The sequence below is a fragment of the Enterococcus sp. AZ088 genome (genome assembly GCF_051714845.1).
GTDB classification, from domain to species: domain Bacteria; phylum Bacillota; class Bacilli; order Lactobacillales; family Enterococcaceae; genus Enterococcus; species Enterococcus faecalis.
The window spans coordinates 920,148-933,727 of record NZ_JBIOSQ010000001.1 but is presented as its reverse complement, the minus strand read 5'-3'; the positions used below and the strand labels follow the sequence as shown (position 1 = coordinate 933,727).

15 protein-coding genes are annotated in these 13,580 nt (G+C 25.4%); 1 reads left to right on the top strand and 14 read right to left on the bottom strand.

Annotated features, from left to right (window positions below; genetic code table 11):
• Nucleotides 1-99: 99 nt before the first annotated feature.
• The 7 genes from IGL17_RS04715 to IGL17_RS04685 all read right to left on the bottom strand — a co-directional run bounded on the left by IGL17_RS04715 (nucleotide 100) and on the right by IGL17_RS04685 (nucleotide 6,648).
• On the bottom strand, nucleotides 100-654 hold the full coding sequence (locus IGL17_RS04715) for a hypothetical protein (protein ID WP_174114750.1): 555 nt from the start codon (nucleotides 652-654) through the stop codon (nucleotides 100-102).
• A gap of 3 nt (nucleotides 655-657) precedes the next feature.
• The gene (locus tag IGL17_RS04710) at nucleotides 658-1,503 is read right to left on the bottom strand and encodes a leucine-rich repeat domain-containing protein (RefSeq protein ID WP_438760018.1); all 846 of its coding nucleotides are present in this window, start codon (nucleotides 1,501-1,503) and stop codon (nucleotides 658-660) included.
• Nucleotides 1,504-1,530: 27 nt separating this feature from the next.
• Entirely contained in the window at nucleotides 1,531-1,797 is a 267-nt protein-coding gene (locus IGL17_RS04705; RefSeq protein ID WP_010785666.1) for a hypothetical protein, read from the bottom strand.
• A 148-nt stretch (nucleotides 1,798-1,945) separates the two neighbouring features.
• Complete coding sequence (locus IGL17_RS04700; protein ID WP_426030015.1) at nucleotides 1,946-2,554, bottom strand: hypothetical protein; 609 nt, start codon at nucleotides 2,552-2,554, stop codon at nucleotides 1,946-1,948.
• Nucleotides 2,555-2,571: 17 nt separating this feature from the next.
• Nucleotides 2,572-3,042 carry a hypothetical protein gene (locus IGL17_RS04695; protein WP_426030013.1) on the bottom strand — a complete coding sequence of 157 codons (471 nt, stop codon included), beginning with the start codon at nucleotides 3,040-3,042 and terminating at the stop codon, nucleotides 2,572-2,574.
• A gap of 476 nt (nucleotides 3,043-3,518) precedes the next feature.
• Nucleotides 3,519-5,882 (bottom strand): hypothetical protein, encoded by a 2,364-nt coding sequence (locus tag IGL17_RS04690; RefSeq protein ID WP_438760015.1) that lies wholly within the window; start codon nucleotides 5,880-5,882, stop codon nucleotides 3,519-3,521.
• Nucleotides 5,875-6,648 (bottom strand): hypothetical protein, encoded by a 774-nt coding sequence (locus tag IGL17_RS04685; protein ID WP_265614636.1) that lies wholly within the window; start codon nucleotides 6,646-6,648, stop codon nucleotides 5,875-5,877. The genes IGL17_RS04690 and IGL17_RS04685 overlap by 8 nt, the downstream gene beginning before the upstream one ends.
• Nucleotides 6,649-7,355: 707 nt before the next feature.
• Here IGL17_RS04685 and IGL17_RS04680 point away from each other — a divergent pair.
• Nucleotides 7,356-8,201, top strand: a complete 846-nt coding sequence (locus IGL17_RS04680; protein ID WP_438760012.1) for a hypothetical protein — start codon at nucleotides 7,356-7,358, stop codon at nucleotides 8,199-8,201.
• Nucleotides 8,202-8,840: 639 nt separating this feature from the next.
• Here the strand turns inward: IGL17_RS04680 and IGL17_RS04675 are convergent.
• The 7 genes from IGL17_RS04675 to entV form a co-directional block, all read right to left on the bottom strand.
• Entirely contained in the window at nucleotides 8,841-10,727 is a 1,887-nt protein-coding gene (locus tag IGL17_RS04675; protein WP_174115539.1) for a hypothetical protein, read from the bottom strand.
• Nucleotides 10,728-10,825: 98 nt separating this feature from the next.
• Nucleotides 10,826-11,134: a hypothetical protein gene (locus IGL17_RS04670; protein WP_104681398.1), complete on the bottom strand. Its 309-nt coding sequence runs from the start codon at nucleotides 11,132-11,134 to the stop codon at nucleotides 10,826-10,828.
• 75 nt (nucleotides 11,135-11,209) lie between these two features.
• Entirely contained in the window at nucleotides 11,210-11,596 is a 387-nt protein-coding gene (locus tag IGL17_RS04665) for a hypothetical protein (RefSeq protein WP_104874995.1), read from the bottom strand.
• A gap of 57 nt (nucleotides 11,597-11,653) precedes the next feature.
• Nucleotides 11,654-11,842: a hypothetical protein gene (locus IGL17_RS04660; RefSeq protein WP_104681237.1), complete on the bottom strand. Its 189-nt coding sequence runs from the start codon at nucleotides 11,840-11,842 to the stop codon at nucleotides 11,654-11,656.
• Nucleotides 11,843-11,874: 32 nt separating this feature from the next.
• A complete protein-coding gene (locus tag IGL17_RS04655; protein ID WP_242508446.1) occupies nucleotides 11,875-12,084 on the bottom strand; it encodes a hypothetical protein in 210 nt (69 codons plus the stop codon).
• Nucleotides 12,085-12,793: 709 nt separating this feature from the next.
• Complete coding sequence (locus IGL17_RS04650; protein ID WP_002384733.1) at nucleotides 12,794-12,979, bottom strand: hypothetical protein; 186 nt, start codon at nucleotides 12,977-12,979, stop codon at nucleotides 12,794-12,796.
• The gene (gene entV, locus IGL17_RS04645) at nucleotides 12,964-13,476 is read right to left on the bottom strand and encodes an enterococcin EntV (RefSeq protein WP_002358120.1); all 513 of its coding nucleotides are present in this window, start codon (nucleotides 13,474-13,476) and stop codon (nucleotides 12,964-12,966) included. Before entV ends, IGL17_RS04650 begins: the two co-directional genes overlap by 16 nt.
• Nucleotides 13,477-13,580: the final 104 nt, after the last annotated feature.

Genomic DNA, 13,580 nt, shown 5'->3' with positions numbered 1-13,580 from the left:
TAGTATTTTTTATTTCTTAATTACCTCATCTTTTTACATCACCTTAACCCTTGATACACAAGAAATTTAAAATGATGTAAAAACTTTGAATATATTACCTCATTTTTCATTTTCTAAATCTGCTAAAGCTGTATTAGCTCTTTCATCACCATCAGTTTTATTTTCTTCCTGATTTTGATAAGTTTTAAAATTGTCTAAATTGTTATAGTATTCAGCTAATTCATTTTCAAATTCATCAAGTTTATCTATTGTTGACTCTGTTGTTGCTTTTAAATTGTCAGATTCATTAGTATTATTTGTTGCTTCCGAATTTAATGTTCCGATTCTTGATTCTTTTTTCTTTTCTTCTTTTTCTTTATTATAATTATCTGTATTTTTATCTAACAAATCACTCCCTTTTTCTGCAATATTATTGACTGATTCAGACACTTTATTCTTTGCTTTATCAACAATTCCTGCTGTGTTTTCTACAATTTTATCTGGTTTACTATCAAAATTTTGGTAACTATTGTAAATATAAATACAACTAATGATTGCTAAAATGATTGTTAGTTTCCTCTTATGCTTGATAAAAATAGGAATTATTAGTGACAATACAGCTAGACAAAATACAACATTTTCTTTGTTAGCTATCAAAAATTCAAGTAGTTTCATGGTTTAATCAATCCCTCCCTTGTTTAAAATTTCTTCATCAAAATACAAAATAGGGTTATTAAAGTCATATATTACAAGGTTTTCAAAAGCTCTGACATCGATTTTATTCTGAACTTTAGCGACAGAAAAAGCATCAACCCCTATTTTTTTAAGATTTTTACCATTTCCTTTAAATTCAATATTTTCTAATTCGCTATACAAAAATGCTCCATCTTCGATTATTTCCAAAGATTCGGGGAAAATAATACTTGTTAGATAATTTGATTGAAAGGCATTTTGACCGATATACTTCACTTTACTAGGAATTATCAAAGTCCCTTCTAGAGAATTTGCATATTGAAATGCTCTATCATCAATAACTTGCAAATTTTCAGGTAATACAAGCTCTTTGATGTCTGATTCTCTAAATGCTTCTTTTCCGATATATCTAATGCCGTCAGGTAATTTAATAGTTTTAAAAGTAACATTAGCAAATGCTCTATCCCTAATTGCTGTTACCTCAATACCTTTGATTTTATCAGGAATTTCTAAATCTGCTATATAATCACTTGCTATATAGCTATCTACAACTATTTCATTACAGTCTTGATTGACATAATAACTAAAAACTTCCACTCCATCAGCATTTTTAAAAGTTTCCAAATCATTAATCGGACATTTAAATTCTTCTGTTGTTTCAGTAGTTTTTGCTGTTTTTAAATCATTTGATTTTGCAACTTTTTTGTTATCTGATACTACTTCTGTTTTTTTATCATTATTAAAGTATTGCAAAGCTACAAAGCTTGTTAAACTAATATTAATTAGACTTGTTAGTACTAAAGCTATCTTTATTTTTTTATTTTCTTTCAATCCAACTCCCTCCTTTTATTAAAGCTCTTAATTAGTTAAGAGCTTCTTATTTCTTCGATTTACTCGACTATTTAAACAGCTTATTTGTATGTCTAAATTTTTTTTAATATCATCTAGTGACTTGACATGTTCATAGTCATAGTAAATAAATTCTTTAATTCTGACATTTTTGATAATAATTTGAATCAAAGGTGTATCATAACCTTCATTGTAAATCTGCTCATAAATTATACTAGTACCTTTTCCCACCATTTTTTTAATATAATTATATATTTCAATATCTACAGTTTTCATTTTTTAAAACTCACTCCTTTTTATTATATTTAATTAGATACAATAATTGTATCTATAATCATTAATAGCATCCTTTCATTATATAGTCAAATTTAAACAACACCCCTCTACACACACTATCAAATCAATGTTTTTAGATTTTTTTATTTTAAAATAGAAAAGTTAAATTAACAGTATTCAATTTAAATTTGTCATCAGCAGTATATTTAACATTACTAACTTTAACTAAATCACTATCTAACCTTCTTCTCAATTTCCCAATAATTTTTTGGAAAAGTGCTAAAGAATAATCATCAGATTTAATAATATTATAGAGTATATTTCTAACGGTGTTTATTTCTGATTCTTTATTTTGATTATCGACAATATATTTAGCTAATATCTCAAAGCTTTCAATATTTAAATCAAAATCTACTTTGATATTTACTAATTTAAACATTAATACTTGTGTGTCTAAAGTATCTATAAATGCTGATTTATCAAAGGTTTTATTTGCTATCGGATATTGATTAATAATTGATTGTAATTGCTCAACTGCAGTTAGTAAATCTAAATCATTAATCATGTCATCAATAGTTGCTGATTGTTTACTTAATTTATCTTGCTTAAATCCATTATCGAGTCTATTTTTTAGCATCAATCTCAAGTCTTTGTCAATTACTATCTCCTGATTTTTGTAGATTTGATTATAATATCTATAGTTTAAATTTCTATCAAATGTTGTGTTCTCCTTTCCTTCAAATCTTAAATATTTCATTCTGATTTCCCCCTTTTTTATATTTTAAATTCTAAAACTTCAGTCACATTAATAAGATTACTGTTACCGATTCTTTTTATTTTTTTAGTCAAATCAATTCTATTAGATAGCTCAATCAATCTTGTCAATTTATAAATCATCTCATTATCAAATGCAAATAATTCTTTAAAGTAATGTATTCCGACAAATTGTTTAGTATCAAAAGTATCAAAACAAGTGTAATTAGTTGTTAGATATACTTTATTAAACTCATCAAAATCAATAAAGTTAGAATTACTTATCACTACTTTAGATTTGTCATCTAAAACATTAGTATCTAATACACAATCAGCAATATCATCTAATGCTCTTTCTAATTGCTTAAATAGCTGTTTAATTTCTAAATTATCTATTTTGTCTTTTTCTGATTGTTCTAACTCATCAACTTTATCTCCATTTTGCTTAAAATCTAATACATAGTTTTGTTTGATTATCTCTAATTTACTCATAATTATCTCTCCTTTTTTGTATTTAATTAAATATATTATTTATCTATATATCTAATTAATAGCATCATCTAAATTAATAGTCAAATTTAAACAACACTTTATATTAATCATTGATATACCAATATTTTAATGCAAAAAAAGAAGCAAGGCGGAGTAACCTTGCTTCAGAAATAAATTTATAAATGACAGCGAGATATGCGACTTTTCGCTTTTAACATATCTCTATATTATTATATTAACATAGATACAATATTAAGTCAAATTTGAATGACATCATATGTTGTTAAATTTATCGAAGTCTAGAATATCGCTTGATATTTCTTTATTTTCTTGACTATCAGATACATCAAACTTTGATTTAATATACTCGTCTAAAGTCAAATTGTCAGTTTTGATATTTTTATATCTAAATGATATTGATAAATTAATTGCAAAAATTAGTAAACAAAATAGGTAAAACATGATTAACTACCTCCTTATAAATTAAAATCATCAAAATCAAAATCTTCAATAGTTTTTGATTCCTCAACTTTTTCTTCATTTTCTTTAACTTCTTCAGATTTATCTTTAGTAATAATAATACTTTCTAAATCATCATCAGTGTTATTAAAGTTATCTCTTATTAAACGACCATATTTCTTGTCTGTATCAAAGTATCTGTCAAAATTATCTGCAATTTCTTGTGTATCGATAAAATGTGTTCTTGTTTCAACAAATCCCGCAATTTTATCTACTTCTACTTCTTCTTTATTTATCTGCTGAAATGCTGTTGCATTTATCAAAAACAGACCTTTTCTTTGTTCAGATTTGCTCTTTAAATATTTAGATATTGTTTCAGATTTATCCTGTGTATTCCACACATCAGCTTCGGCATATCCTAAAAATCTACTGTCCAAACTGTCTGCTACCATCCCCAAGCCACCTTTTGATTTTGCAAATTTCTGTGTAATACAGATAGTATTTACACCTCTGCTCCCATGTAAAGTATTGATACTTGTATATATTTTCTCAATTTCTAACGATAAATTCTTAATTTCATTACCATCAATTTCTACTTTACCCATTCTTTCAGCACTGTCTAAAGTATTTCTATATTCATCCATGACCAACAAAATCTTACCCATCTTATTATTTTTGAACTTTTTGTTATATTGCTTAATATTTACACAACCATTTTTTCTAAATATTTCAGCTCTTTTTTGTGCTATATCATTTATTTTTAAAAGCATTTTGTAGGTTTCAATCGGACTATCAGTAATAAACATACCTTTTTCAAACCATTTCAATGGAAAATAGTCATCTTTTGCTTTAACAGATGCAATAAACACATCTTGATAATCATAACATCCATTATCATCAGCTAAATATAAAGCAGTAGCTATCATTCTAGATGCTAATGTTGACTTACCGCTTCGAGATAATCCACCAATTTCTGCAAAAAATGGGTCGTCTTCTCGAGGATATTTAACTACATAATCCCCACTGTCTGTTGCACCAATATTTATTACACCTTGTTTTGCTTGTTCTAATATGTCTTTAAATTTAAACTCTCTTGATTTGACATCAACTTTATATTTAAACTTAAGATAGATAGTTTTATCATTTTCTCCATCAATTAAAGAAGGTGTAATACCTGTTATTAGCCCAATTTCGTTTAACAAACTCTTTGCTTTAGCTTTATTAGTGTTCTGCAAAACCATCCTAATTTTAATAAAATACTTGTTTTCTATAATTCCTTCTGCAAAGGCATCATGCACATACATACCTAATTTTTCTTTAACATCATCTTGTCTTAATTTGCTAATAATTTGTTTACCTTTTCTACTAAATCTGCTTAAATCAACTTCATCAGCTTCTTCTACTGTTTCAAAAAAGCTTAAATATCCCAACATTTCAATTCTTTCAGCAATATCAATTGCTTTCCCAACTTTTAGATAATCAGTTATCCAATTATCAAAAAGGATAATCATTGTCTTATTTACATCTCTAACATCAATTAAATAATTTGTCATAGTCGCAATATTAAATCTATTCATATCAACATCATCTAAAGTATTTGCAAATACTTTACTATTTTGATTTACTGCAATATTTGCTAAAGCTAAATGTAATTCTCCATCTTCTTTGTCTTCTTCTAATTCAATCTCATTAGCATCTAGTTTGATATTTAAAAATGTCTCTAAATTAATCAATTCTGCCTGATAATACTTGATAAAATCATACAGTTCATCATCAGCAATATATAATGCCATTTTCTCAAAAATCTTAATCAAATCAGGTCTAAAAATTGCTACTTTATCTAATTTTGCTTTATTATTTTTTATTATCCATTTTTCTTTATAAATCAATAAAAGCGGTGCAAAAGCTAATAAAATCAATACTATCGAAAACAAATTAGAAACTATAAACTTAAAAATGATTACTAATGCTATAACAGCAATCAATAATATTAATGCAATTGATGATTTATCATTAGTTTGTTCCTGATTTTTTTCTTTTTTATTTTTCTTATTTGCTTCTTTTACTTCATTTTCTAAATCTAGAATGCTGTCTTTATAGTCATCATATATTTTGTTTATTGTCTTGTATTTTAAATATACTTTCTTTTCTTTTTGTCTTTGACTCTGTTTATCTGACATTTTTTTAGATATTTTTTTTGTGCTAACAGCTAATTCTCCTGATTTTTCCCTCAAAATCGGACTTACTGTGTTGTAAGCTAACTTACTATATTTAATGATATTATCTACTATTACTGTCGCTATTTCTTTAGCTTTAGTTAATAAATCTTTGTCATCATTATTGTTGTTACTGCTTAAATTACTAAAATCAAAATTACTCATGATTGATAACCCCCTTTCTTTTTAAAAATTTTGCTCTATCTTGTTCTTTAGCAGTATATAACTGCTTTTCTATCTTAATTTCTACTTTATTTGTGATTGTAATAAATAGTTTGTTAACTGTTAAAAATTTAAGAAACCCCAAAACATCAACAATTTCTAAAGCTGATATGTTGATTATTTTACCTTCATCAGATTTACGAGTCTTAAAACAATATATAATTTCTAAGTTGCAATCATAAATTAAAATATCTTCTCGCAATTCTTTTTTGATTATCTTTTTCTGAATTTCAGTTAGTAGACTCGATTCGCTAACTACTAAAATATCTGCATATTGTTTAGATTCTTCAATTTTTAACTCATTTAAATTGTCATAGTTAATATTACTTACTTTTAATTTGTATTTTCTTAACACATCTTTAAAATCAATAATTGTGTCAATAAATAAAGACTTTTCTTTTGTTTTATTATTTTTTTTTAAACTGACTCTGCTGTATTTGATTTTAAATTTGTTGATAATATCCATAAAGCTAATTAAAAGATTGATATTTCTTAAATCTTCTAAATCCAAACTTTTTTTATAATAAATATTCTGTTTAATTTTTTCCTTTTTGATTACTTTATCATTAGCATAGTTAGCTAATACATTGTTTAATCTAGAGTCATTACAGTTTAATAGCTTTAATAAATCTCTTTCATACACACCATCTGAATTGTTTACAATACTTAATAACTCTGCTGTGTTTATTTTGCGATTGTTTAATGTCATATACCATCCTCTCCATTTTATTTTTACATAGTATTTTAGTTAAGATTTTTTATCTTAAAATCACCTCAAAAATCATAAATTTTTATTTAAAAAAATTAAAACACCCCCTTTTGACCATTTTTTTCTAAAAATCAAGAAAATTTTTAATCATTATTTGTTTTATTTAACCTCTTCAAAAAGCTTATTTATCAACCTTTATACTTACTATTTTTTATAAAATAGTAAAATTTGATATGTTTAAATCACTTAAATTTACTGCATAGCTACCGCATATCTGTAGCATAGCTGTAGCAGGTCTGTAGCAACACCTCTCCACCTTTTTAATTAAAAATAAAAAGGTTTAAAACAGTTGATAAATCACTCTTTTATCAGGATACCTTTAAAGACTCCTTATTTATCAAGATTTATTGTATTTTTCTAGATACATTTTTAATCTATAATTAAATTATATATTGTTATTTATCTGTAGTCAAATTTAAACAACACTATGCTTAAAAGACTTAATTTTATTAGATTATTTACTTACATACCAATATATGCACCACTTTATATAGATTGTCATGTAAGTAAAAAGTTGATTTATCAAATGTTATTTAAAAGTGTTGTTTAAATTTGATTAATTCAAAAAATGATGATATAAATATAGATAGTTAGTTTACAAATTGTATTTAAAAAAATACAAAAATAAAAACTGGAGAGGATGATGTATGTTAGAAATAAAAAAACAGAAAATGACAGAAAAAGAGTTACAAACTATCGAGCTAAAATTTAAAAATAATGATTTAATCAATGAAGAAATTACTAATAATTTTAGAGATAGAATTGTTTCTGATTTTAATCAATTTAATTTTTTTGATATTGACTTAATTAGTCTATTTAAAAAGGTCAATTGCAAAACTCAATTTGTTGACTATGCTTTTGATGGTGTAAAAAGCTCTTATTTACATGCAAATCGCTTTGTAAAAAGAGAAATTGAAGCTAATAAGCAGTTAGAAAATATACTCGATACTGCAATTAGATACAGATTAGCAACTTTCTACAATGCTTTTTTATCGGAAGATTATAAGATTTATAAGGCTTTACAAACATTAAAAGCTGAAGGGATTAAAGCTCATGTATTAACATCAGACACTTTAGATAAAAAATTTGGAATCGACTTTATTTTAGTAATTAACAGCGAGTTTCCAATTTTTATACACAGCATAAATGGCAGTAACAACTCAAAAGAAAGGTTGAAAGATAAACTTAAAAAGAGAGCAAAATTAGGTAATCTAACAATCGATAGAGATAAAATATTTAATTTAAAAAATCATAAACATTTTATAGATTTTAATGGAAATTACTATTATCATAGAGATTTACAGATAAAAAAAAATCGAGAATACTTAGATTTGATTTCAGAAAACATTGAAAAACAAGCTAAAAATATTGTTAAATTATATAAAAATGCAACTACTGAAGAAAAAGAAGAAGCAAAGAAAGAGTTAGAACAAATTACAAAATATCTAAATGAAACTAACATTAAAGTTGAAATAAAAGCAATCATAAATTAAGACATCAAATCGAGGTCTTTTTTTTACTCAAAATTAATGACAAAACACACTTAAAAAATGCCCCCTTTAAAACCTTGATTTTATAGGGGTTTTTATTATGTTGACAAAAAAGAGAGATTATTGTTATATCAAGGTTTTAAGCATCTATTTTTGAAAAAATACCTCTCAAATTCATTTAAAAAATATTTATGGGTAATTCTACACTAACTTTTAAATTTAAGGTGTTTTTTATCTCAAATAATTTAAATATCTAATGATAAACAGTTAATAAGTATTGATATATCACTCTTTTATTGATTTTTAAATAGAGAGCAAATTTTACATTTTTGACTAAACTTAAACATCTATATAAGTAAGCAAGCTCTGCTTGCTAATACTCAATCCTTAAATTTAGAAAAATAAGTGCTTTAAAGCTTGATATATCAATGATAACCTTTTATACCCCCCCTAAAGTAATATTATATTATATATAGGGGGGGTAAGAAGCAATTAAAGTAAAGATAAGATTGATATATCAGTATTTAGCTTACATTGATAATGATTAATTTATGTAGTATATTACTTAATCTTATGTATTGAATAAATAGATAGCAAATAAAAAAGAATACTGTTGAATCAGTACTCTCCTTTCATTTTTTATTATTTTAGATAAAATATATTACCTTTGATTACTGTTGATTTATCAATACCTAATTGCTCTTTTAAGTCATTAGATATTTTATCAAAAGCTAAGTCTTGCGAGTAGTAATTGCTATATTCTAAAGCTACTTTATTCCTAAATTTTGTTAGGTTTTTCTGTATTTTCGGGAATTTATTTTCTTTCAATAATTCGACAAGTGTCGAATTTTTAATGTAATTTGTATCATTTGTTGTTAGATAAGTATGTATTACACTCATTATCATTTCAATTTTTTTGGTCGAATCATTACTTATCACTAAATTATCAGTAATATTCTTAACTTCAGAATCAAATTTTTGGGGAAATACTTTTAATGCTATTTCTTTACTATAGTTAGTATATAACCATTCAAAATTCAAACTTCCTTCAACTGTAAATTTTTTAGAATTTAATTCTTTTAGAATGCTTTCAACAGTTTCTAAATCTGCATTGTCTGCTATGCTCAAAAAATTTGGGTATCTTTTATATCTTTTTAAACCTGTTTCGTTATTGCTTTTAGCTCTAGATTTATCAATGTTTTCTAATAATTGCTTATCCACATTTTCTATTTTCTCTTTGATTAAAATATCTGTCAAAGTTAGTAAATACATACATTTAACTACTGTTTCTTTGCTTACATTTTTATGTTTGACTCTATGAATGATTTGTTTAGTCAAAGAATCAACAGTTAGATAGCTCATTATCTTAACATTACCACTACTGTCTATATATTTATACTCAGATACAATCTTAAGCATTGATGTAATTTCTTCCAAATTTCGACTTAAAAATTTATAAGAAGTTGGATAAAGATTTGATAAATCAGGATTTTCTAAACTACTAATTAGATAATCCACTGTTCTAATTTGTCGCTGAATCAAAGTATCAGTTACTAATTGACTATCTGTTAGATACATTAATAGTTCAATAGCTTCGAATGCTGTTATGTCAGCTAATTTAGCAACTAATCTAACTAAATCAGCTCGATAATTGTTAGCAAAATTATGATAAATCTGTGTTTCTGTTTCAGAAATGTAAACTCCTGCACTTGGTTTATTGTCTTCAAAAACAATGCAATTAAAAGACTTTGAAGAAGGTAAATCAAGAAATTCTAACATATCTACCTCAGTTTTAAAAAAGTGATTGACTGAAGTCTCATTTTTGAATTGATTATTTAAAACATTAGTATTGCTATATTTAATAGCAATAATTTCTTTTGCTTGCTTAAATTTTTTGTCTTTGATTAAGTCATAAACATTAGTATTATCAATGATTTCAAATTTTTTAGGTATATTTACTTTATATTTCTTTACTTTTTCTTTTACTTCTAAAACTTCTTTTACCACTTCAGATTTTTTAAGTCTATTATTAAAATCAATCTCTATAAAACCACTATTACTCCCAAAAAACAGGCGGTTAGGGTTAATTGTGTGTCTATCTGCTTGAGGATATTTAGATAATAAAGTTCTATATGCTCTTGTCACTTCGTCTGCTGTGTTTAATTCAGATTCTAAAGCAAATACAACTCTAAACTTATCAACTGCTTTAGAATTGCTAAATGTTCTATACATAAAGCAAGCATTGTCTTTAATAAATTTATCATTAAGTGCTTGCTCTAAAGTAAATTGATTATTTAAATCTGTGTTATCAAAATCAAGCATTAGTAGTGATTGTTGCTCTAATTCTGATTGTTTTAAGTTAGCTATATAAGTTGCTAACATTACTGTTCTGCCTTTTTCAGCTATTTCTTCAGCCAAATCTCTTAAATCTAAATCTGCTTTTTGTTTATATATTTTGTTTGTGATTATTCCAATTTCTGAATTTTTTGGTTTGTTTTTAAATTGTTGATTATCTAAATATACTTGCATGTTTACACTCCCTTCTGTCATTTTTTTAGTTTTTAAATTTTAAAAACTTTATCAGTAGTTAGATAACTTAATATCTAACTACTTAAAAACCTTTAAAATCAACCTTCTTCAACTTCTCCAAAAATTTCTTCAAAATCCTCAGCACCTAAGTTTTCCATTGCAAATTCTTTAGCTTCTTCTTCAGAAACTAGATACATTTCACAACTACCTGATGTTGTATTATTTCCGATTTCTTTCGCATATTTTGATAATGGACCACCTTCACCATACATAAAAAATGCCCCCTTTTTAGTTTGATAAAGCTCTTCTAAACAATAATTAAAATCTCTTTGATTAGAGTACTCATAAGTTGCTATTAATGTTGCTGTTTCTGTGTCATATTTTTTTCCTTCAATAATTTTTTGCATAGTATTTTTACCGTCCTTTTTATTTTTTAGTATTCAAATGAATACAATAATTATTTTTAAATTTTTTAAAACACTTTAAAGTGTTACTACTTGTGATTCTAAATTGTAAGTTAAGTATTGATTTAGTAATGATTTTAATGTTTTAAGGTTCATATTTGTTACTTCAATATCATTATCTTCAATATAGATAAGCATGTAATAGTAAGTATGTTTACATGATTGTTTTAAATTTTGTTTAACTACTAACAATCCACCATTTTCCAATTCAAATTCGGCATATCTACTGTATCTTTGCTCTGTTTCAATTCTACTATCTGCACTAAATCCTGACCTCCAAAAATAGCTGTTTTTGCATGTTTCATGATTGCTAATTAAATCTTTTAATGTTTCTATTGTCCATTCTTCTTCATTACTAAATACTAGTTGATTAAATAATTGTTCTTCTTGTCTTTTTGTTGACATTTCAATCACTCCATTTTTATATTATTTTAGATATAATATTTGTTTTGAAATTTTTTATTAAAAATCCTTATCAAAAATTGAATTAGTTATAGCATTAGCTCTTAAAACAATATACAATGCTAATGTTTCAGACTGTTTTGTTGTGTATTTTTGATGTTTAAAATCACTTACTAAAGCATAATATATTTCTATTTGTTCACTATCTAATCCCAACTCTTTTAATTGCTTAATTTCCTTATTTTTCATGATATTTACCTTCCTTTTATTTTTGTATTCATTTAAATATAATATTTTTCTAGAAAATTTTTTAACTCTGATTTCTTATTATCACTAATGTTGTAACCCTTTTTTAGATAGTTACTTAAATGCTGTTTCGATATATTGCAATTACTAACTATAAATGACTGCTTTACTCCTTTTTTATTGATTAAATCTAACAACTCTTGTCTTAAAACACCTTCTTTCGCTTCATTTTTCAAATAAATCACTCCTTTTTTATTTTTGTATTTATAAAGATACAATACTTTTGTCTGTTACATCTACAGTTATAGCATATTTAAAAATAAAGTCAAATTTAAATGTTGACTTTATTTATAATTTATGTATCAATCAAATATACCATAAAAATTAAACTGTCAATCATTGATACATCAACAATATTGATATATAAGCATTTCTAATTTTTGCGATATGATTGAGTATAAAAGTTATATACTATAAAATATTTTTTGTCATTTTTATTATTCTTAACAATTTCTTAATAATTTATATATAAAGATATATAAAAAAGTAGTCTAATCGCTTTTAGACTACTTTTTTGTATATTTATGTGTTTTTTGATAAAAAACTTAAAAGATTTAGTTGCGACAAAACAATGATTTATACATATATTTATCTACTAAAATGACACACTTTTGACCCAAAATTTTTAAACTAGAGCTATTTTTAGCTTAATTTTAAGTGTTTCTGTTTAAAATAAAATTTGAGAAACATTGATATAACAGTAATCTGTTGTTTCTTATTTTTAAGTAGCAAAACACTTCGACTCCCGCCATCTCCATTTTTAGAAAAGTAGAGAAAAACAAAAAAGAGCTAAAACCTTATAAAATAAAGGTTTTAGCTCTTTTTTTCTATAAGCAAGAGAAGGCTCGTTACCTCCTCTTACACTTCCTATCACATTATCTTTCTAAAACCACTTCATTTTCTTTTTCTATTGGTGATTTTGGGTATTGCATAGAACATGGCTAAAAATATTATTGTTATCAAAAGAGTTTTTAAGATTTCAATTTCTCCTGAATCTATCCAAGTATACACAAAAGCGATGATAAAAGTAATTACTATTTCCGTAACATGATCTTTTAAATTCATTAGCTTAGCCCACATTGAACTGCCCATAAAGCTAGTTGTCCAGCTACAATAATAGCATTCGTCTTTAACCCATTGGCTTTAGCGAAGCGTAATACAGTCACTGCTAATTCTTTCCAGGCTTTCTTTTGTGCAGCTTTTACAATTGCGCTGATACTAATCATTGCAAAAAACTCATCTTTGATTTTGTTAGCAACGCAACTTCCTAATGCATTCCAATTAAAACGTGCTTGAACTACTGTTGAAGCATCAGAAATATTTACATTTAATTCTTCCTCAACTGAAGAAATCTCTTGCTGAGCAAAATTATTTTTGACATAGTTTTTAAAGTTATCTTCCGTCACTCCATTCGCATACATTTCTTCCAGTCCTTTTGCTACAGCCTCAACTTCTGAATCCTCTAGCTGGTCAGATGCATAAACACTTGTACCAGCGCTGATAAAAATACCTAATGTCATTAGTAATGCCATCGCCAAACAAAAAAATTTAGCCTTTTTTGTCACCTGTAATTCCATAAATAAATCCCTACTTTCTTTTTCCTTGTTATAATCATAACAAGGAAAAAGATAATTTATCATCGAAATCCCTATTTGATGCTTATATTTTCCTATATATCCTA

Coding starts and splice junctions, on each gene's coding strand:
- IGL17_RS04695 (WP_426030013.1), bottom strand. CDS start 3,042: ATGAGTAAATTAGAGATAATCAAACAAAACTATGTATTAGATTTTAAG.
- IGL17_RS04700 (WP_426030015.1), bottom strand. CDS start 2,554: ATGAAATATTTAAGATTTGAAGGAAAGGAGAACACAACATTTGATAGA.
- entV (WP_002358120.1), bottom strand. CDS start 13,476: ATGGAATTACAGGTGACAAAAAAGGCTAAATTTTTTTGTTTGGCGATG.
- IGL17_RS04650 (WP_002384733.1), bottom strand. CDS start 12,979: ATGTGGGCTAAGCTAATGAATTTAAAAGATCATGTTACGGAAATAGTA.
- IGL17_RS04690 (WP_438760015.1), bottom strand. CDS start 5,882: ATGAGTAATTTTGATTTTAGTAATTTAAGCAGTAACAACAATAATGAT.
- IGL17_RS04675 (WP_174115539.1), bottom strand. CDS start 10,727: ATGCAAGTATATTTAGATAATCAACAATTTAAAAACAAACCAAAAAAT.
- IGL17_RS04665 (WP_104874995.1), bottom strand. CDS start 11,596: ATGTCAACAAAAAGACAAGAAGAACAATTATTTAATCAACTAGTATTT.
- IGL17_RS04660 (WP_104681237.1), bottom strand. CDS start 11,842: ATGAAAAATAAGGAAATTAAGCAATTAAAAGAGTTGGGATTAGATAGT.
- IGL17_RS04680 (WP_438760012.1), top strand. CDS start 7,356: ATGTTAGAAATAAAAAAACAGAAAATGACAGAAAAAGAGTTACAAACT.
- IGL17_RS04685 (WP_265614636.1), bottom strand. CDS start 6,648: ATGACATTAAACAATCGCAAAATAAACACAGCAGAGTTATTAAGTATT.
- IGL17_RS04715 (WP_174114750.1), bottom strand. CDS start 654: ATGAAACTACTTGAATTTTTGATAGCTAACAAAGAAAATGTTGTATTT.
- IGL17_RS04705 (WP_010785666.1), bottom strand. CDS start 1,797: ATGAAAACTGTAGATATTGAAATATATAATTATATTAAAAAAATGGTG.
- IGL17_RS04670 (WP_104681398.1), bottom strand. CDS start 11,134: ATGCAAAAAATTATTGAAGGAAAAAAATATGACACAGAAACAGCAACA.